Raw genomic sequence first — 18,479 nt, forward strand, 5'->3', positions numbered from 1 at the left:
ATCAGCACTCCACGTGATCGTTACCCACGGCAACCAAACGTCACCCAACCGGTACAACGACGGTTCCCCTGGCGCGGGTGATCTCCAGCGGCTCGGCGAGCACCTCGGCCGCCGACGCGGAGCGGTCGGGACGTCCGCGGCACACGACGTACGCGCTGAAGTCGATGTCGCGGCTGCGGTTCCCGACCCGGCTGATCGTTGCCGTCACCTCGACCACGTCGCCCGCGCGCAGCGGCTGCAGGAACTGCACGTCGGAGTACGACGCGAACAGGCCTTCGTCACCGTCCGCCTGGATGCAGACCTCGGTCGCGACGTCACCGAACAGCGCGAGCACGTACGCGCCGTCGACCAGGTTGCCGGCGTAGTGCGCGTGGCTGTACGGAACGTAGCGCCGGTGCGTGACGGTCAGTCCAACGGTTGCCTTTGACACCTTTATGCGACCCCGCTTTCAATTGAACGCAGCCTGTTGGCGTGACGTCGCGTCACGAGAGCGTCGACGAGATAGCTGGCCACTTCACCCGGCGTCGTTCCCCGGCCGAACACCCGGTCGACGCCGAGCTCGTCGGCCATCTGCTCGGTGAAACGGGGGCCGCCGGCAACAAGTACGGGGCGCGCGTCCTCGGCGTACGCCTCCCGGAACGCCGCGGACATCTCCTTGGTGTTGAGTACGTGCGCCTCGCGCTGCGTCACCACCTGCGACACCAGGATCGCGTCGGCCTTGTCGGCCTTGGCCCGCCGGACCAGCTCGGGTACGGCGACCTGTGCGCCGAGGTTCACGACCTTCACCTCACGGTAGTACTCCAGGCCCTTCTCCCCCGCGAACCCCTTGATGTTCAGGATCGCGTCGATACCGACCGTGTGCGCGTCGGTGCCGATGCACGCGCCGACCACGGTCAGCCGGCGGCGCAGCCCCTTGCGGATCGCGAGGTTGACCTCCTTCGGCGACAGCAGCGGGTAGTCGCGCTCGATCACCTCGACCTTCGACGTGTCCACCAGGTGGTTCACAGGACCGTAGACCACGAAGAACGTGAAGTCCGGGCCGATCGCCTTCGAGTGCACGACCAGGGCCGGGTCCATGCCCATCTTGTTGGCCAGCTGGACCGCCGCACCCTCGGCGCGCTTGTCGTGCGGGACGGGCAACGTGAACGACAGTTGCACCATCCCGTCGCCCGTGGTGTCGCCGTACGGCCGGATGATGCTCACTGGCCCTCCTCCAACAGCTCGATCGCCGGGTTGTAGTACGCCGGCGACTTGCGCGCGACCCCGTCCAGCCCGCGACCGGCGTCCTGTGGACGTTTCATCAGGCCGAAGGTGCCGTCGCCGATCGCGTTCAGCAGACCGTCGTCGACGATCCGGTCCAGCAGCTCCACCGACTCGCCGAGGACCTGGCGGGCCCGGGACGCGATGAACCCGTTCGGCTCCGGCCGGAAGTCCTCGTGAAGGTTGCCGGCAGCACCTAAGACGTAGCGGACGTTCTGCAGCGCGAGGTCGCGGTCCGAGATCCACGGCGTCACGACGGCCTCGGTCATCATGCCGACCAGCAGGATGCCTTGCCCGGTCATCGCGCCGGCCAGGTTGAAGAACCCGTCCAGCAGATAGCCGCGGAACACGTCGCCGGTCATGTGCCGGGTCGGCGGCATCCACTTCAGCGGCGCGTTCGGGAACAGCTGTCGCGCCAGCATCGCGTGCGCGAGCTCGAGCCGGAACGAGTCCGGGATGTCAGGGTTGATCTCGAACGCGTGCCCGAGACCCAGCTGCCAGTCCTCGAGCCCGGCCTCCTTGGCGAAATACTCGTTCAGCAACTGCGAGACCGTCACGGTGTGCGCGGCCTCGACCGCGTCGGCGGTGGTCAGGTAGTTGTCCTCGCCGGTGTTGATGATGATCCCGGCGCGGGCGTGGATCTGGCGGCTGAAGCGCTGGTCGACGAACGTCCGGATCGGGTTGATGTCGCGGAAGAGGATCCCGTACATCGAGTCGTTCAGCATCATGTCGAGCCGCTCGAGCCCGGCCAGCGTCGCGATCTCCGGCATGCACAGCCCGGATGCGTAGTTCGTCAACCGCACATAGCGGCCCAACTCGCGAGACGACTCGTCCAGCGCCGCTCGCATCAGCCGGAAGTTCTCCTGCGTCGCATACGTACCGGCGAACCCCTCGCGCGTCGGGCCCTCCGGAACGTAGTCGAGCAGCGACTGACCCGTCGACCGGATCACCGCGATGATGTCGGCGCCTTCCCGTGCGGCCGCCTGCGCCTGCGGGATGTCCTCGTAGATGTCGCCGGTGGCAACGATCAGGTAGATCCACGGCCGCTGCTCCGGGTCGCCGTGCCGCTTGATCAGCCGGTCACGCTCCCGCCGCCGCCCGTCGATCCGCTTCATCCCGGCCGTCGCGGCCTTACGCGCGGCGGACCGAGCCCGGACGGCGTCGCGGCCCTCGGGCATCCGGAACGTGACGGAACCCGATGCGGCCTTCTGCGCCAGCACCGCCAGGTCCTCGGCCTCACCACGCAGCAGCGCGTCCCACACGGGCAGCGCGAGACCGTGCTCGAGGCCGACGTCCGCACGCACGGTGTCGGCGAGCCGGTTCACCCACGGAATGCCTTCGGTGTCGGCACCGGTCAGCCCGGCGAGCCGCAGTACAGCGCGCTCGACCGACACCGTGGTGTGCTGCCGAGCGAGGTTGACGATCGGCTTCCCGGCCTTGCGCGCGAGGCTGCGCGCCTTCCGGACGGTGACTGGATCGAGGTCCAGCTTCTTCTTCATTGCGACCATCCCTCGGCTTCATAGACCACACGACCACCGACGACGGTTCGCAGGCAGGTAGGTGTTCCCTGGCTCAGATCCGGCAGCACCGGTACGCCGGCCCGCGGGTCCGTCGACCACGCGGCGACACGCGTGTCCGGCGTCTGCACGACGAGGTCGGCATCGCTCTGCCAGATCGCGTACGTCGCGGCCGTGCTGGGTGCAAGCACTCCGGCGTCATCGATCCCGGCTGCCCGCCAACCGCCGCGCGTATGCGCCTGGAACGCCGCCCGGACGGTGATCCGCTCCGACTGCTCGTGATGGAACGCGGCCGCCCGAACGGCCTCCCAACCACCCAACTCCGTCACGGGCGCATCCGAGCCGAACGCGAGTACGACGCCGGCACGGGCCAGCGACCCGAACGGGTTCATGCCCCGCCAGCGGTCGCCGACGCGCTCGGCGTACATACCGTCCGGACCGCCCCACAGGCCGTCGAACATCGGCTGCACACTCGCCACCACGCCGCAGCGCGCGAGCGTCGCGATCGTTGCCTCGTCGACCATTTCGACATGCTCGAGCCGGTGCCGTGCCGCGACGAGGGCCTGTACGCCGACTTTCTCGGCGGCGAGCTCGAACCCGCGCGCGATGTTGTCGAGCGCCTGGTCGCCGATGCAGTGGAACCCGGCCTGCACGTTCCGCTCGGTGCAGGCGATCACGTGCTCGGCGATCTGCTCGGCCGTCAGGTACGCGTGGCCGCGGTGGTCTGTGCGGTCGGAGTACGGCTCCCGCAAAGCCGCCGTACGTGAACCGAGTGCGCCGTCGGCGTTCAGGTCACCGGCGAGACCGGCGAGACCGTAGGTGCCGAGGTGTTCGAAGGCGCCCGGCTCACCCCAGTACAGCGTCGCGGCCAGGCCGAGCTGCTCGGCCGCCTCACGCACGATCGGCAACTCCCACAGCGGCCCGATATGCGGTGCCGCCATCTCGTGGAACGCACCGATCCCCTTGGCCGCCATGGCCTTCAGCGCGGCCTCGATGTTCTGCCGCCGCTGATCCGGTCCGATCAGGTCGCCGAGGGCATCCCGTACGGCGTGATTCGCGGAGCGCTCCACGCGGCCGGTCTCGTCGTACCCCTCTTGGTCCTTCGCGACCGGGACGAGGGCCGACGAGATGACGCCGGAGTGGCCGTCGATGCGGGACAGGTACACGCGACGGCCGCCGGCTGCGCGGTCGAGCTCCTCCGTTGTCGGCGGGCGGCCCTCCGGCCAGGCGGTCTCGTCCCAGCCGGCGCTGTCGATGACCGCGTCCTCGGGGAGGTTCGCCGCGAACGCTGCGAGGCGATCGAGAGCGTCCGTCAGCGAGGTCGTACCGGCCAGGTCGAGACCGGTCAGCACCGCGCCGGCACCGGCCGTGTGGACGTGGGCGTCGACGAAGGCCGGTGTCACCAGCTTTCCGTCGAGGTCGATCACCTCGTCCGCGCCGTCGGCGTACGAACTCGTGCCCGTGTCGTCACCGAGCCAGGTCACCACCCCGTCGTCGAACGCGATAGCGGTGGCGTGAGGGTCGGCAGGCGAGTAGACGGAACCGTTCGTCAGAAGTGTGCGCACGGACTAATCCTCCGCCAGCCTGCTCTCGAACAGACCACGGACACCCGGCTCGGTCCGCAACAGCTCCATCGCATAGTCGGCGTGGCCGGGCACGTACCCGTTGCCGACGAGCATCGTGACGTCCGCGGCGAGACCTTCCGCGCCGAGCGCGGCCGCGGAGAACGAGGTCGCCATCGAGAAGAAGATCACGGTGCCGCCGGCCGCAGTCGACAGGACGGCTCCGTGCTCACATCCCGGTACGTCGACGCACACCACCGTGATGTCCGCAGGTCCCCCGGCCTCCTCGACCGCCTTCGCCAGCGCCACCGGATCGCGGGCGTCGGCCAGCGTCACGACATCGGCCAGACCGGCTTCGGTCAGGCGATCCTGCTCGTGCTGAACTGGCACAACACCGATCGCGCGAGCAGCCCCGGCGGCGCGGGCAGCAGCCAGTGACAACGAGCCGGATTTACCTGCGCCGCCAATTACTGACACGACAGGCTTTGTGCCTTTGTCGACATACGATCGCACCACGCGAGCGGTCAGCGCCGGGGCGCCGCAGACGTCCATGACCGCCAGCGACAGCTCCGGCTTCAGGTCGTCGGGGAGCTTCGCGACGATCGACCGCGCGAACAGGATCGCGTGCCCCTGCGCCGGAACCTGCTCGCTCTTGCCGTCCCAGTCCCGCAGTTCGTCGGTGATCTGCAGCGGGGTCAGCGTGAGCGAGACCAGCGTGGCCACTCGGTCGCCAGGCGCGAGACCGAGGGGCGAGTCGGGGCCGACCTCGTCGACCACGCCGACGAGCATGCCGCCGGAGCCGGTGACCGGGTTCTGCATCTTGCCGCGGGTCTCGACGATGTCCAGGACCGCGCGGCGGATCGCCGTACCGTCACCGCCGTGCGCTTCGGCGAGCTGACGGTACGAGGCGGCATCCAGGTTCAGCCGCTCGACCGCGATGCGGACCTCGTCGGGCCAGATCCCGGGACGTGCGTCGAGTTTCTCCGCCGCCTGCGGCAACACGCCGGACGGCGCGAGTACACGGTGCAGTCCTACCGGGCTGGATGACACGGATCCTCCTCTGTGCGGTCGGGCAAAATACTACTCACAGCACGCTCAGACGGGAATTCTTGCGGCGTACTGTTGGATCTGACGGATGTTCTGTCGCTATCCTCACATGAGACAGCAATACCCCTGAAGCCCGCGGAGGACCTGTGACCGACCTGATCACCCCGGAGCTGGCTCGTTCGGAGCCTGGCGACGGCCAGCCGTACCTCTATCGGCGCGCCGAGCTGGTCGAACCGGACTGGACCCGGCTGCCCGGCTGGAAGGACGTCACGGCCGAGGAGTGGCGCTCGGCGCAGTGGCAGCGGTCGCACTGCGTGAAGAACGTGAAGCAGCTGCGCGAGGTGATGGGCGACCTGCTCGAGGACCGGCTGTACGACGACCTCACCCGGGACCAGGCCGAGCGCGCGACCATGTCGATGCTGCTGCCGCCGCAGATGCTGAACACCATCGTTCCCACCGGCGCGGCTGACTACACGGAGGCGTTCTACGCCGACCCGGTCCGCCGGTACATGCTGCCCGTCTTCAGCGACCGCCGTACCGACTGGCCGTCGCACCCGCACGCGGCGCGGGACTCGCTGCACGAGCACGAGATGTGGGCCACGGAGGGGTTGACCCACCGCTACCCGACCAAGGTCCTCGCGGAGGTCCTGCCGACGTGCCCGCAGTACTGCGGTCACTGCACGCGGATGGACCTGGTCGGGAACTCGACGCCGGTGATCGACAAGCTCAAGTTCGTCGCGAAGCCGCAGACCCGGCTCGACGACATGCTCGACTACCTGCGCCGTACGCCGGGAGTCCGGGACGTCGTCGTCTCCGGCGGCGATGTGGCGAACATGCCCTGGCCGCGGCTCGAGGCGTTCCTGATGAACCTGCTCGAGATCGAGAACATCCGCGACATCCGGCTGGCCACCAAGGCGCTGATGGGCATGCCGCAGCACTGGCTGTCCGACGACGTCCGGTCCGGCGTCGCGCGCGTCGCCGGCGTCGCGCGGGACCGCGGCGTGATGCTCGCGATGCACACGCACGTGAACGCGGCGCAGTCCGTGACCCCGCTGGTCGCCGAGGCGTCGAAGGCGATGCTCGAGGCCGGTCTGCGGGACGTGCGGAACCAGGGCGTGCTGATGCGCGGCGTCAACGACTCGATCCCGCAGCTGCTCGACCTGTGCTTCGCGTTGCTCGACGGCGCGAACATCACGCCGTACTACTTCTACATGTGCGACATGATCCCGTTCTCCGAGCACTGGCGGGTGTCGGTCCGCGACGCGCAGCACCTGCAGCACGGGATCCTCGGGTACCTCCCCGGCTTCGCGACACCGCGCATCGTCTGCGATGTCCCGTACGTCGGCAAGCGCTGGGTGCACCAGCTGTCCGAGTACGACGAGGTCCGCGGAATCTCGTACTGGAAGAAGAACTACCGCACGGGCATCGAGCAGCAGGATCCTGACGCGCTGAACCGCACCTACGAGTACTACGACCCGATCGACACGCTGCCTGTCGAGGGTCAGGACTGGTGGACCCAGCACGCCGGCAACCACCTCGCCGAAGCCGAGGCCCGCGCCGCCGCCTCCCGCACCGCCGCCGAGGCCCAAAAACTCCTCGACATCAACTGACCGTCTTGGGTGCCACGAGTGCAGGGGGTGGCACCCAAGACTCTTGCAACTTCCTGCAACTCCCGCAGCGTGACGTCATGGATGCCCTCGGCAACCGCTAGCATCGCGGAGCGTTTGTCGGGCGGCGTGTCTGGGGCATGTCGCGAGCTCGGGAGTTCTTGTGCGGGTGATCCGCAGGATATTCGGCGTACTGCTGGCTTTGATCGGGTTGATCCTCGCCGTCGTCGGTGGGGCCGCGGCGTTCTGGCTGATCGGGCCGGACAATACGGTCCACTCCGGCGAGCAGCATCTCGCCGGCAAGGGGCTCGCGGTGGCGAGTACGCCGGATCTGCTGAACCGGCACGGTCCGGTGCTGCACGTCGACGTACGGTCGAGCAAGAATCAGCCTGTGTTCGTCGGGGTGGCTCGGGACTTCGACGTGAGCAGCTACCTGAAGGGCATCGCGCACACGAAGCTCGTGCAGGTGCAGTACCCGATCGCGCTGTCGACGCAGGACGAGAACGGTACGGCGGGCCCGCTCGCCGCGCCGGACACGCTCGACTGGTGGGTCACCAAGGCGAACGGCACCGGCACGCAGTCGCTCGCCTGGCCGATCGAGGACGGCCCGTACGACGTCGTCATCATGAACGCGGACGGGAAGACGGCGCCCGACGTACAGGTCGACCTGGGCATCGAGATCCCGAAAGCATTCGCGACCGCGCTGGTTGTCTTCGCCGCCGGCATTGTTCTCCTTGCCATCGGCATCCTCCTCATCCTCATCCGCCGCCGTCCCCGCAAGCCCCAGCCGACGCAGAACTCCACCGCACCGCAGCCGGTCCAGCAGCCGGCTTCCAGCAGCGCGGCCGCTCGGCGAGTTGTCGTCTTGGGACTCGCGTTCGGGTTGACGACGGGGTGTTCGGCCGTCCCGCCGGCGGACACGGTAACCGTGCTGACCCGTCCCGCGATCAGCGAGCAGGTTGCCGCAGCGGCCATCAAGCACTACGACGAGGTCAGCAACGCCGCCACCAAGCGCCGCGACGAGAAGCTGATCGCGACTGTCGAGACGGGGGACGTGCTCCGCCTGTCTCAAGCCGGCTACCGCATAGACCGGGTGTTGGACAAGGCCGGCAAGGACATTCCGGACCCGACCACTCACGTGAAGCCGAGCATCGGAGTGCCGTCGTACGGCGGTTATCCGATGCGGTTCGTGGCCTCGGCCGGCATGTCGGCGTACAAGGACTACCAAGTGCTGGACCTCTGGGAGCGCAGGTCCGCGGGTGATCCGTGGCTCGTGAGCCATCAGGTCACCCCGGAGAAGAAGGTCAAGCTCCCGCCCCTCAAGGGCTTGCGTCCGCTCACCGCCGCGGACAACGAGTTGCTCGCAGCCTCACCGGAAGCAGCGGGCAAGGCACTGGCCGGATACCTCAACGCCGGCACCAGGTCGTCGCACGCCGCTCTCTTCGCCCCGTCAGCGGACATCACCGACACGCTCAACGAGTTGGCGACAGCCAAGTCCAGCCTGCTCAAGAATCCGAAGGCGTATCGCGCGGTCATCGACACCTTCACCCCGAGCGGGAGTCCGGCCGCGTTCCTGACCACCTCGGGCGAGGCGCTGGTCTTCCTGTCCCTGACCGAGCAGTTCCAGGTCCAGATCGCGCCGAACCTCTCGATCTTCTGGGGACAGGGCAGCCGCGCGTCAGCGTTCAGCCCACCCACCAAGGCGTACGACAGCGCCCTGACCAGCACGATCCTCCATCAGGTGGCTCTGGTCATTCCGCGGAAGGGCGCCAAGATTCGCGTCCTTGCCGCCACCGACGACGTGGTTCAGGCCGGCGGTTTCTGAGCGAGGTGACTCGTCAGTTCGGCGTACGTCGTGATTGTCGGGCCGGGCCAGGTCGGGTCGCTGTTCGCGTGTTCGGTGGTGCGGATCGCGTGCATGCCGAGGGAGGCGGCGGCGGGGAGTTCGTTGTCGTTGCCGTCGCCTACGTAGATGCAGTCACTCGGCTCGGCGCCGAGGGCTGCGCAGGCGATCTCGTAGATCGCGGGCTCGGGCTTGGCGGCGCCGACCTCGGCGGAGAACGCCGTCGCGTCGAAGTACTGGGCGAGCGGGCTGGACGGCCACTGGAGCTGGGTTTCGGCGGTGATGTTGCTGACCAGCCCGATCCGCCAGCCCGCTGCCTTGAAGGCGGCCAACGTCTCCAGCGTCGCGGCAGGGGCTCGGCCGAGCAGTCGCTGGGCGAGCGACCGGCGCAGGCCGGTTGCCTCCTGCACCTGTTCGTCGGTCGGCGTACCACCGCACCGCTCGGCGATCACGCGCAGTGTGCTCGGCAGATCGCCGTACGCACCGATGAACCGTTCGTACGACGACGCGTCGAACGCGCGCTGGAATGCCGCGGCATCGACCCCGAGCACCGCGCCCATCCGTGCGTTGACCAGGTCGCGCTCGGCATCGCCACCTGAGACCAGGGTGCTGAACAGGTCGCTGAGCAGGACCTTCACAGGGCCGGTGGGCGGCGTTCGTACGGCGTGCTCAGGACGATCGTCGTGGTTGTGGAGACGTTCGCGCGCGCCCGGATCACGGCCAACAGGTTCTCCAGCGCGGCCGGTGAGGCGACCCGGACGACGAGGACGTAGCTGGAGTCGCCGGCCACGGAGTAGCAGGACTCGATCTCCGGGACGTCCCGGAGACGTTCCGGTGAGTCGTCCGGTTGCGACGGGTCGATCGGCCGGATCGAGATCAGCGCGGTCAGCGGCAGACCCAGCGCGGTGTGGTCGACGGTGGCGGCGTACCCCTGGATGATCCCGCGCTGCTCGAGCCGCTTCACCCGCTGATGGACGGCCGACGTGGACAGGCCGGTCGCCTTGCCCAGGTCGGTGAAGCTCATCCTGCCGTCGGATGCGAGCAGCCCGACGATCTTGCGGTCCAGGTCCTCCATCCTGGAGACCCTACTGCCGCGAGCGCCCGGCATGAAAGCATCTCCCCATGGCTGAGACAGGACAGCGCTTGATGCTGCTCGACACCGCGTCGCTCTACTTCCGTGCGTTCTTCGGCGTACCGGACACGATGAAGGCTGCCGACGGCACGCCGACCAATGCGATCCGGGGGCTGCTCGACTTCATCGCCCGGCTGGCCGAGAACCACAAGCCGACCCATCTGGTCGCCTGCTGGGACGACAACTGGCGGCCGTCGTGGCGGGTCGCGCTGATCCCGTCGTACAAGGCGCAGCGGGTCGAGTTCGTGACGCCGAAGGGCGAGCAGGTCGAGGACGTGCCCGATCGCCTGGAGGTTCAGGTGCCCTACATCCGGGCCTGCCTGGAGGCGATCGGGATCACCGTCGTCGGGGCGCCCGACCACGAGGCGGACGACGTGATCGGCACGCTGTCGCACCAGGCGACGATGCCGGTCGACGTCGTCACCGGGGACCGCGACCTGTTCCAGCTGATCGACGACAGCCGCGGCATCCGGGTCGTCTACACGGCCGCCCGCGGCGTCGGCCGGGCCGAGGTGTACGACGAGAAGGCGCTGCTCGCGAAGTACGAGATCCCCGCTCAGCGGTACGCCGACTTCGCGACGCTGCGTGGTGACGCGTCCGACGGGCTGCCCGGCGTGAAGGGCATCGGCGAGAAGACGGCCGCCTCACTCGTCACGGCGTACGGCGATCTGGACGCGATCCGCGCAGCGGCCGCCGACCCGACCACGCCGATGGCGCCCGGTGTGAAGAAGAAGATCCTGGCGGACAGCGACTACCTCGACGTCGCCCCCAAGGTGGTCGCGGTGGCGAAGGACGCGCCGGTCGGGACGTACGACGCGACGCTGCCGCGCACGATCAAGGACCCGGAGCGCTGGCTGGATCTCGTCGAACTGCTCGAGCTGGGCAGTAGTGCCCAACGCGTCATGGCCGCGCTCGACCTCGGGCCGAAGGCATGAGCGCCGGAAGGGTGCGGACGCGGGAGTTGGCGGAGCTGTTCCGCGAGGAGATCGTCGCGTTGCGCCGAGCGCTGCACCAGGTCCCGGAGTACGACCTCGACCTGCCGAAGACGCAGCAGCTGATCCTGGACGCGCTCGAAGGGCTGCCCCTGGAGATCACGCTCGGCAAGGAACTGTCGTCGGTGACCGCCGTACTGCGGGGCGGCGGCGGGCCAGGCCCCGTCGTACTGCTGCGCGGCGACATGGACGCACTGCCGGTCACCGAGCGGACCGACGTACCGTTCGCGTCCCGGCATCCAGGGATGATGCACGCCTGCGGTCACGACCTGCACGTCGCGGGGCTCGTCGGCGCGGCGAAGGTGTTGTGCGCGCTGCGGGACGAGCTGCCGGGTGATGTGGTGTTCATGTTCCAGCCGGGCGAGGAGACGACCGGTGGCGCGCCGATCATGATCCGCGAAGGAGTTCTCGACGCGGCCGGTCGCCGGGCGGATGCGGCGTACGGGCTGCATGTCGGGTCGTCCTCGCAGCCGTTGGGGATGTGGAGCAGCAGGCCCGGATCGTTCATGGCGGCGGCCGACCAGTTGTCCGTACGCGTCGTCGGCGCGGGGACGCACGGCTCCACGCCGTACCGGGGTAAGGACCCGATTCCGGTGCTCTGCGAGATCGTGACCGCGTTGCAGACGATGGTCACGCGGCAGTTCGACGTGTTCGACCCGGTGGTGCTCACTGTCGGCCGGATCGCCGGCGGCACGAAGGAGAACATCATCCCGGACGACGCGTTCTTCGACGCCACCGTGCGGACGTTCTCCGAGGTGGCCCGCGCGAAGGTGCAGGAGGCGTCGATCCAGGTCGTCGAGGGGCTCGCGGCCGCGCACGGGCTGCAGGTCGAGGCAGAGTACCGGGTCGGGTACCCGGTGACGGTCAACGACGAGGCGGAGTTCAACTTCGCCCGCGACACCATCGTCGACGTCTTCGGCCCGGACCGCTTCCGCGAACGGCCCAATCCACGCTGCGGCGCCGAGGACTTCTCCTACATCCTGCAGGAGGTCCCGGGCGTCTACCTCAACCTCAGCGCCTGCGCCGCCGCCGATCCCGACGCAGCCGCCGACAACCACTCCCCACTGGCCAACTTCGACGACTCGGTCCTCCCCGACGGCGCCGCCCTACTGGCGGAGCTCGCTGTACGTCGTCTCGCGCGCTGACGCCAGCCCGGTGAGCGCGAGTCCGAGGACCGTCGTCGCCGCGGCGACCAGGTAGATCGTGGGCAGGCCGGGTCCGGCGATGACCCGGCCGCCCAGCCAGCCTGCGAAAGCGGCCGCGACCTGGTACGACGAGGCGTTGACGGCGATCGCCAGTGTCGGGGCCGCGGCGGCTGTGGTGAGGACGCGGGCCTGCATGCCGGGGATCACGGAGAACGCGACGGCGCCGAGGGCGAAGACGAGCACACCGGTCAGGATCGTGGCCGGGCTCAGCCGGAGGGCGATGAGCAGTAGAACTAGCAGTGCTAGCGCGCCGAGTTGCGAAGGCAGCAGGGCGCGGTCAGCCAGGCGGCCGCCCACCAGGTTGCCGATCGTCGCGCCGACGCCGTACACCAGCAGCATCGGAGCGACGGCGCCCGCGGAGAACGACGCGGGGCCGGTCAGCAGCGGTGCGAGGTAGGTGAACACCATCAGTGCGCCGATGTTCGCGACGGCAGTGATGGCGATCGCGAGGAGCAGGTCGCGGTTGCGGAAGACGGCGAATTCGGTGAGCGCGCGGGTGCGTACGCCGGGCTGATCATTCGGGATGAACCGGGCGACCAGGATCAGGCCGGCCGCGCAGCAGGCCGTGATCGCGGCGAAGGTCGTACGCCAGCCGAACTCGTCGCCGATCCAGGTGCCGAGCGGTGCGCCGAGGACCATTGCCAGATTCATGCCGAGGGCAAGCTTCGCGACGGTGGACGCCTTCTTGTCCGGCGGTGCGGAGGTGGTCGCGATGACGATCGCGTTCGCGAAGAACGTGGAGGTGACCAGGGCCGTCACGATCCGCGCCACGAACAGGACGCCGTACCCGGGAGCGACCGTGGACAGCAGGTTTCCTGTCACCGCGACCGCGAGCAGCCCGAGCACGAGAGGTTTCCGCGGCCGTCCCGCGGTGATTGCCGTCAGCAACGGGCCGCCGACGATCATCCCCAGCGCGTACGCAGTAACGAGGAGCCCCGCCGCCGGGATCGAGACCCCCAGGTCCCCCGCCACGGCCGGCAGGATCCCGGCCACCACGAACTCCCCCGTGGTCACTCCGAACACGCACACCAGCAACGCCGTCAGCTTCATGAGTTCCTCACGGATAGGTAATGAATTATCCGTGAGAACCGTAGATCGTTCTCACGGATATTTGCAACCTGTACCATGAGAACCATGCAGGACCTGATCGCCGTTCAGCCCGATGCCGACGCGCCGTTGCCGCCTGCTCCCGGCTCCGACACGTGGCTCGCGCTGGACTTCGCGAACACCGCGATCGCGCTCCCCGGCGGTCAGTACGTCGACCTGCTCGGCAGTCCCGCGGCCGTCAACGGCTGGCTCGCCGCACGCGGCCTCGCCCCCGAGAACGCCGACGTACAGGAGATGTGCGCGACTCAGCTCCGCGCCCTCCGCGAGCACGTCCGCTCACTCTTCGCCGCCCGAGTCACCGGCGCACCCGCGCTCCCCGCTGCACTCGACGCCGTCAACGACGCCCTCACCCGTGTCCCGACCGCCGCACTCCTGCGCTGGGACGACAAGACCGGCCCTTATCGAGCCACCCCTTGCCCCACCAACGAGATCCTCGAGCACGCGCTGGCAACGATCTCCGCCAGCGCAGCTGACCTCCTGACGAGCGCGGAAGCCGAAACCCTCACCGCCTGCGAGTCCACCCCCTGCAACCGCTACCTCCTCCGCCACGGCCGCCGCCACTGGTGCTCCACCCGCTGCGGCGACCGAACCCGAGCCGCCCGCGCCTACGCCCGCCGTACTCGGTCCAGCTCAGACTGACGCCTCAGCGACCGAGCCCCGCCGCGACGTCGATCCCGATGCCGTCGTCGTGCGCCGGCACCCCGTGTCCGCAACCCGACTCGAGCCGCACCGATGACTTTCGCGGTCAGCTCGCCTCTGTACAGGTATGAGCTCATTGCGCCGGCCACAGACCACGGCGGTGGTCGCCGGAGCGGGCCGCGTTTCGGATCGGCGTGAGCAACCAGAACGGAGAAGGACATGTTGCTGGAACACAAGAATGTCGTCGTCTACGGCGCCGGCGGCGCGGTCGGTAGTGCGGTGGCCCGCGGTTTCGCTCACGAAGGTGCCAGGGTGTTCCTCACCGCGCGAAATCTCGACGTCATCGACACGGTCGCGAAGGAGATCTCCGCCGCGGGCGGAGCGGTCGAGACCGCCGTGGTCGACGCCCTGGACGAGAAATCCGTCACCGAACACCTCGACGCCGTCATCGCCGACGCCGGTCGCATCGACGTCTCGTTCAACGCGATCGGAATCTCTCCGCAGGGGCTGCAAGGCATCCCGTTCACCGACCTACCGGTCGACAACTTCCTGCGACCGATCACGACGTACGCCCAGGCCCACTTCATCACCGCGAAGTCCGCGGCCCGGCACATGATTCCCCAAGGATCGGGAGTGATCATGATGCACACACCCGAACCCGCCCGGGTAAGTCTGCCGCTGGTCGGGGGCATGAGCGTGGGCTGGGCGGCGATGGAAGCCCTCAACCGCGCGTTGTCGGCCGAATGGGCACAGCACGGTGTCCGCTCGATCTGCCTGCGGACCACGGGCATGGTCGAAACACCGACCATCGACGTCGTCTACGGGCTGCACGCCGACGCGATGGGTATCTCTCGAGACCAATTCACCGCCATGGTCACCTCGATGACCCACCGCAAACGCCCCACCGCACTGGCCGAACTCACCTCAGTGGCGGCATTCCTCGCCTCCGACCAAGCGTCGGCGATGACCGGAACAGTCGCCAACCTGACCGGCGGAATCATCGTCGACTGATCACCGCATGCCCCGGCTGCCACTCCCTTCGGCGGCCGGGGCACCCTTCAATGCAAGGAGCAAGCCATGGACGATCTCCTCGCGACCGCGGTCGCGGCACACGGTGGTCTGGACCGGTGGAACCAGATCAAGACGATCGACGTCAGGGCCGCTGTCAGCGGGGCCTTCTGGCAGATCAAGGGGAAAGCGGACGCGATGAGCGACGTTCGCCTCGAGGTGGACACCACACAGCAACAGCTGACCATGGACTACATCACTCAAGACCGGCGCTCGCTGTTCCAGCCCGACCGGGTAGTTCTGCAGCAACCCGACGGCACGGTTGTCGACGCACGCGACAACCCGGAGCGGTCGTTCGCCGGCCACGAGATCCACACACCGTGGGACGACTTGCATCTCGCGTACTTCACCGGGGAGGCGCTGTGGACGTACTTGAATACGCCGTTCCTGTTCACCTGGCCCGGGTTCGTCTGCGAGGAGATCGCCCCGACCGAGGCCGACGGTGAAACCTGGCGGCGGCTGAAAGTGACCTTCCCCGACCACATCAAGAGCCACACCCGCACGCAGGTGTTCTGCTTCGGCCCGGACGGGTTGCTGCGCCGTCACGACTTCACCATCGACATCGTCGACCCGACCACCGAATCACAGCTTCACGCCGCCGACTACCGCGACGTCGACGGCATCGTCGTCCCCGCCACACGACGGGCCTACGCCCCGATGGGCGGCGACCAGATCCTCTTCGTCAACATCGAGATGGCTGACATCGCCGTCCACTGACCCGAATTCCTTCTCACAAAGGACGTCACGATGACCACCACCGTCCGGCGAGCCGCGCACCCGGCCACCGCAGAATCGGCGGATCATGCACACCATGACTGAAGCCGACGCCGGCGACAAGGATTTCGGAAGGCTGAGCGATCCGTTCCGGCGCGAGCTCCTCGCGTACTGCTACCGCATGCTCGGCTCGGTCGACGACGCCGAGGAGGTGGTGCAAGACGTCTACCTCGACGCCTGGCGTGCGCACGGCGCGTTCGAGGGACGGTCGTCGCTGCGTACCTGGCTGTACCGGATCGCGACTCGAGCGTCTTTCAAGGCGCTCGAAAAAGGTAGACGCAGGCCTCTGCCCGCGGATCTCGGCGCTCCCCAGACAGACCTGGATGCGGCCCTCGGCGCACAAGAGGTGCCCTGGCTCCAGCCGATACCCGACTTCCTGTTCACCTCCGTACCGGCCGATCCGGCGACAGTCGTGGTGGAACGACAGAGCATGCGGCTCGCGCTGGTGGGAGCACTCCAGCAGCTGCCGCCGCGACAGCGCGCCGTGCTGATTCTCCGCGACGTACTGCAATGGCGTACGGCAGAGGTGGCGCAACTGCTGGAGATGACGACGGCGGCGGTCAACAGCGCGCTCCAGCGCGCCAGAGCCCAGCTTCCGCTCAGCCAAGACGACCTGACCGAACCCGCCGAGCCACAACAGCGGGCCCTGCTCGACCGATACGTCACCGCCTTCGAAACCGCGGACGTCGATCAACTCGTCGCGGTCCTGACCGAGGACGCGAGATGGGAAATGCCACCGATCGCGACCTGGTTCGAAGGTCGCGACACCATCCTCGCCTTCCTGGCCAAACAGATGCGAGTGATCGGACCGGCCGCATTGGTCCCCACCTCCGCCAACGGACAACCCGCCTTCGCGGTGTACGCCCGCGGCCGCGACGGGGCACTCCACCCACATGCGCTGCACGTACTGACACTCACGACCGAGGGCGCCTGCCGGATCGTCGCGTTCCACGGCTCAGAGCTGTTTCCACTGTTCGGGCTCTGACACGGCCGACGGCATGTCCGAACCGGAACACATCACCCAGCACAGCGACGAGCTTCACGCACAGCTGCGACTGTTCTGCCACCTCATGCTCGGTTCGGCCGACGCCGCGGACCGCGTCATGCGGCAGATCTACCGTCGCGCACTCGATCCTCAAGACGATCAACAGCATCGGCAATCAGAACGCGTCCGACTCTTCGGTATCGCCGCCGACCTCTGCGGGGCCCGCGCTTGTTCATCGCCGGCGCCGCCACGGTCGCTGATCGGCGGGGACGCTCACTTGCGTCCCCGCCGATCGGTGGTCAGCGGGCCATCGGGCGGCCGGCGGGGGCGGCTACCGGGGCGGCGATGGCGGCTGCTTCTTCGTCGATGTCTACGACTGCGCCGCTGAACTGGGCGTTGTAGAGGCGGGCGTAGGCGCCGTACTGCTCGCTAGCTCAGCGCCTTCTCCAGCCAGACCATGAAGGCGGAGTAGTCCGCCGAGATCGACCGGCTGATCTCGATTCCGTCCGCAGACACGCTCATGCGGGCGAGCTCGTCGAGCGCCACCCGCTCCCGCACGAATCGCACCCCTGGCCAGAGCAGCGCGGCGGCCAGGGTCAACGCGTCGTGCTGCATCGACCCCGGGTACTTCACCATCCACCGGTCGAAGTGCTCGCGCAGTACCCGCTCCCACGGTCGCGCGTCCGGGCGGCCCCAGCGTCGGTAGAGCACGGACTCTCGGGTGATCTCCATAGCGGGGTTGAACGTCACGTCCGACACCACGAACCTCGGGTTCCAGAGGCCGAGCTCGGGCAGCATCCGGATCGCTGCCGCGGTATCCACCCTGAAGTTGTGCTCGGCCCGCGACGGGTCGCGATAGCTGATGGCGCCGCCCATCTGGGTGACGGCAAACCGCGGCAGCAGCACCGGCTCCTCGCGTTGCAGCCGAGCGAGATTCGACAACGGGCCCATGCCGACCCATCGGATCCGCCCCTGGATCCCGGCGCAGACCTCGTCAACCACCGCGACCACGTCGTCGTCCTGCCGCGGCACCTCCGGCGGGCAGACTCCATCCATGATCCACATCCGGCTGTTCCCCAGATCGGACCCGGCAACGACCCGTACATCAGGCCGTCCGACAAGGTCGAGCAGATACCGCACGAGCCGAGCCCGCTCACCGCCGTACTCGTCGCTGGTCACCACCAACCGCAACTCGGGCACCTGCCGGGCCGCCACCACCAACGCCACCGTGTCGTCCGGATCCCCACCCAGATCGGTGTCGATGATCATCGGCGCCGTGGCAATCGCCGGCACGCCGACCCGTGGCGGAGGCCCGTCCCGGATCATCGCGTCCGCCATGTCCTCGAACCCCTCAAAGCTCGCGGTCGTCCCTGCGAGGGCCATCCAGTCCGCCTCCGGATCTCTTTCCTTCCCGCTGCCCATCAGAACCTCCGCTTGCCCGAGTCGAGTTCAGAACATTCTCTTCTCATCGCGAACGCCAGGTGGTGCCCGTCACGGCCCAGGGCGAGGATCCGGTCGGTACGACGAGACCCGACATCCGCCCGAAGATCCGCCAGCATGTCGTCGGCCACCCGCACCATCAACGGTGCCGGGAACTGGTATGCGACAAGGTAGGCGTCCTGCAGGGCGGCCAAGTGGGCCGGATCGGTGAGCCCCAGCCTCGATGCGGTCAGCTGCGCGCACCGGTTGCCACGTCGCCGCACCGAGCCTGCGTCAGTCGCCATGCCTCAAGTACGCCACA

The 18,479-nt window shown here is 68.3% G+C and carries 18 protein-coding genes; 8 read left to right on the forward strand and 10 right to left on the reverse strand.

All coding sequences use genetic code 11. The features are described from left to right. Window positions 1-40: 40 nt before the first annotated feature. From EV651_RS32225 to EV651_RS32245, 5 genes are read right to left on the reverse strand one after another with little or no spacing between them, the layout of a single operon-like run. Entirely contained in the window at window positions 41-430 is a 390-nt protein-coding gene (locus EV651_RS32225; RefSeq protein ID WP_133789046.1) for a hotdog domain-containing protein, read from the reverse strand. Between the two features lie 2 nt (window positions 431-432). Beyond that, window positions 433-1,203: an OAM dimerization domain-containing protein gene (locus EV651_RS32230; RefSeq protein ID WP_133789047.1), complete on the reverse strand. Its 771-nt coding sequence runs from the start codon at window positions 1,201-1,203 to the stop codon at window positions 433-435. Continuing rightward, window positions 1,200-2,759, reverse strand: coding sequence for a lysine 5,6-aminomutase subunit alpha (locus tag EV651_RS32235; protein ID WP_133789048.1), 1,560 nt, complete (start codon window positions 2,757-2,759; stop codon window positions 1,200-1,202). Before EV651_RS32235 ends, EV651_RS32230 begins: the two co-directional genes overlap by 4 nt. Beyond that, window positions 2,756-4,342 (reverse strand): amidohydrolase, encoded by a 1,587-nt coding sequence (locus tag EV651_RS32240; protein ID WP_133789049.1) that lies wholly within the window; start codon window positions 4,340-4,342, stop codon window positions 2,756-2,758. The genes EV651_RS32235 and EV651_RS32240 overlap by 4 nt, the downstream gene beginning before the upstream one ends. Before the next feature lie 3 nt (window positions 4,343-4,345). Then, window positions 4,346-5,389 carry an L-erythro-3,5-diaminohexanoate dehydrogenase gene (locus tag EV651_RS32245; RefSeq protein ID WP_133789050.1) on the reverse strand — a complete coding sequence of 348 codons (1,044 nt, stop codon included), beginning with the start codon at window positions 5,387-5,389 and terminating at the stop codon, window positions 4,346-4,348. A gap of 143 nt (window positions 5,390-5,532) precedes the next feature. Here EV651_RS32245 and EV651_RS32250 point away from each other — a divergent pair, with 143 nt between their 5' ends. Together EV651_RS32250 and EV651_RS32255 are read left to right on the forward strand one after the other, a co-directional pair. Further along, window positions 5,533-6,996, forward strand: coding sequence for a KamA family radical SAM protein (locus EV651_RS32250; RefSeq protein ID WP_133789051.1), 1,464 nt, complete (start codon window positions 5,533-5,535; stop codon window positions 6,994-6,996). Window positions 6,997-7,162: 166 nt separating this feature from the next. Further along, on the forward strand, window positions 7,163-8,818 hold the full coding sequence (locus tag EV651_RS32255; protein ID WP_133789052.1) for a hypothetical protein: 1,656 nt from the start codon (window positions 7,163-7,165) through the stop codon (window positions 8,816-8,818). On the opposite strand, the gene EV651_RS32260 is transcribed toward EV651_RS32255, so the two are convergent. Further along, complete coding sequence (locus EV651_RS32260) at window positions 8,800-9,474, reverse strand: HAD family hydrolase (RefSeq protein WP_133789053.1); 675 nt, start codon at window positions 9,472-9,474, stop codon at window positions 8,800-8,802. The genes EV651_RS32255 and EV651_RS32260 overlap by 19 nt on opposite strands. After that, the gene (locus tag EV651_RS32265; protein WP_133789054.1) at window positions 9,471-9,911 is read right to left on the reverse strand and encodes an Lrp/AsnC family transcriptional regulator; all 441 of its coding nucleotides are present in this window, start codon (window positions 9,909-9,911) and stop codon (window positions 9,471-9,473) included. The genes EV651_RS32260 and EV651_RS32265 overlap by 4 nt, the downstream gene beginning before the upstream one ends. A 71-nt stretch (window positions 9,912-9,982) precedes the next feature. Here EV651_RS32265 and EV651_RS32270 point away from each other — a divergent pair, with 71 nt between their 5' ends. After that, the gene (locus EV651_RS32270; RefSeq protein ID WP_133789178.1) at window positions 9,983-10,903 is read left to right on the forward strand and encodes a 5'-3' exonuclease; all 921 of its coding nucleotides are present in this window, start codon (window positions 9,983-9,985) and stop codon (window positions 10,901-10,903) included. Further along, the gene (locus EV651_RS32275) at window positions 10,900-12,105 is read left to right on the forward strand and encodes a M20 family metallopeptidase (protein WP_133789055.1); all 1,206 of its coding nucleotides are present in this window, start codon (window positions 10,900-10,902) and stop codon (window positions 12,103-12,105) included. The genes EV651_RS32270 and EV651_RS32275 overlap by 4 nt, the downstream gene beginning before the upstream one ends. Here the strand turns inward: EV651_RS32275 and EV651_RS32280 are convergent. After that, window positions 12,067-13,215: an MFS transporter gene (locus tag EV651_RS32280; RefSeq protein WP_133789056.1), complete on the reverse strand. Its 1,149-nt coding sequence runs from the start codon at window positions 13,213-13,215 to the stop codon at window positions 12,067-12,069. The genes EV651_RS32275 and EV651_RS32280 overlap by 39 nt on opposite strands. Window positions 13,216-13,299: 84 nt before the next feature. Between EV651_RS32280 and EV651_RS32285 the strand changes: the two genes are divergently transcribed. The 4 genes from EV651_RS32285 to EV651_RS32300 all read left to right on the forward strand — a co-directional run bounded on the left by EV651_RS32285 (window position 13,300) and on the right by EV651_RS32300 (window position 16,738). Further along, window positions 13,300-13,911 carry an ABATE domain-containing protein gene (locus EV651_RS32285; RefSeq protein ID WP_202870613.1) on the forward strand — a complete coding sequence of 204 codons (612 nt, stop codon included), beginning with the start codon at window positions 13,300-13,302 and terminating at the stop codon, window positions 13,909-13,911. Between the two features lie 219 nt (window positions 13,912-14,130). Continuing rightward, window positions 14,131-14,922, forward strand: a complete 792-nt coding sequence (locus EV651_RS32290) for an SDR family NAD(P)-dependent oxidoreductase (protein WP_133789058.1) — start codon at window positions 14,131-14,133, stop codon at window positions 14,920-14,922. A gap of 66 nt (window positions 14,923-14,988) precedes the next feature. Continuing rightward, on the forward strand, window positions 14,989-15,696 hold the full coding sequence (locus EV651_RS32295) for a hypothetical protein (protein WP_133789059.1): 708 nt from the start codon (window positions 14,989-14,991) through the stop codon (window positions 15,694-15,696). A gap of 85 nt (window positions 15,697-15,781) precedes the next feature. Beyond that, window positions 15,782-16,738, forward strand: a complete 957-nt coding sequence (locus tag EV651_RS32300; protein ID WP_133789060.1) for a sigma-70 family RNA polymerase sigma factor — start codon at window positions 15,782-15,784, stop codon at window positions 16,736-16,738. Window positions 16,739-17,167: 429 nt separating this feature from the next. Here EV651_RS32300 and EV651_RS32310 read toward each other — a convergent pair whose 3' ends face one another. Together EV651_RS32310 and EV651_RS32315 are read right to left on the reverse strand one after the other, a co-directional pair. Continuing rightward, complete coding sequence (locus EV651_RS32310) at window positions 17,168-18,160, reverse strand: nucleoside hydrolase (protein WP_133789061.1); 993 nt, start codon at window positions 18,158-18,160, stop codon at window positions 17,168-17,170. Next, the gene (locus EV651_RS32315) at window positions 18,160-18,462 is read right to left on the reverse strand and encodes a hypothetical protein (protein WP_133789062.1); all 303 of its coding nucleotides are present in this window, start codon (window positions 18,460-18,462) and stop codon (window positions 18,160-18,162) included. Before EV651_RS32315 ends, EV651_RS32310 begins: the two co-directional genes overlap by 1 nt. Window positions 18,463-18,479 lie beyond the last annotated feature (17 nt).

It is taken from the genome of Kribbella sp. VKM Ac-2571 (assembly GCF_004362255.1).
GTDB classification, from domain to species: Bacteria; Actinomycetota; Actinomycetes; order Propionibacteriales; family Kribbellaceae; genus Kribbella; species Kribbella pratensis.

Bases quoted from the DNA above. Each gene is read 5' to 3' on its own strand.
- EV651_RS32235 (WP_133789048.1), bottom strand. From the start codon at position 2,759: ATGAAGAAGAAGCTGGACCTCGATCCAGTCACCGTCCGGAAGGCGCGC.
- EV651_RS32265 (WP_133789054.1), bottom strand. From the start codon at position 9,911: ATGGAGGACCTGGACCGCAAGATCGTCGGGCTGCTCGCATCCGACGGC.
- EV651_RS32270 (WP_133789178.1), top strand. From the start codon at position 9,983: ATGCTGCTCGACACCGCGTCGCTCTACTTCCGTGCGTTCTTCGGCGTA.
- EV651_RS32275 (WP_133789055.1), top strand. From the start codon at position 10,900: ATGAGCGCCGGAAGGGTGCGGACGCGGGAGTTGGCGGAGCTGTTCCGC.
- EV651_RS32280 (WP_133789056.1), bottom strand. From the start codon at position 13,215: ATGAAGCTGACGGCGTTGCTGGTGTGCGTGTTCGGAGTGACCACGGGG.
- EV651_RS32285 (WP_202870613.1), top strand. From the start codon at position 13,300: ATGCAGGACCTGATCGCCGTTCAGCCCGATGCCGACGCGCCGTTGCCG.
- EV651_RS32290 (WP_133789058.1), top strand. From the start codon at position 14,131: ATGTTGCTGGAACACAAGAATGTCGTCGTCTACGGCGCCGGCGGCGCG.
- EV651_RS32295 (WP_133789059.1), top strand. From the start codon at position 14,989: ATGGACGATCTCCTCGCGACCGCGGTCGCGGCACACGGTGGTCTGGAC.
- EV651_RS32300 (WP_133789060.1), top strand. From the start codon at position 15,782: ATGCACACCATGACTGAAGCCGACGCCGGCGACAAGGATTTCGGAAGG.
- EV651_RS32310 (WP_133789061.1), bottom strand. From the start codon at position 18,160: ATGGGCAGCGGGAAGGAAAGAGATCCGGAGGCGGACTGGATGGCCCTC.
- EV651_RS32315 (WP_133789062.1), bottom strand. From the start codon at position 18,462: ATGGCGACTGACGCAGGCTCGGTGCGGCGACGTGGCAACCGGTGCGCG.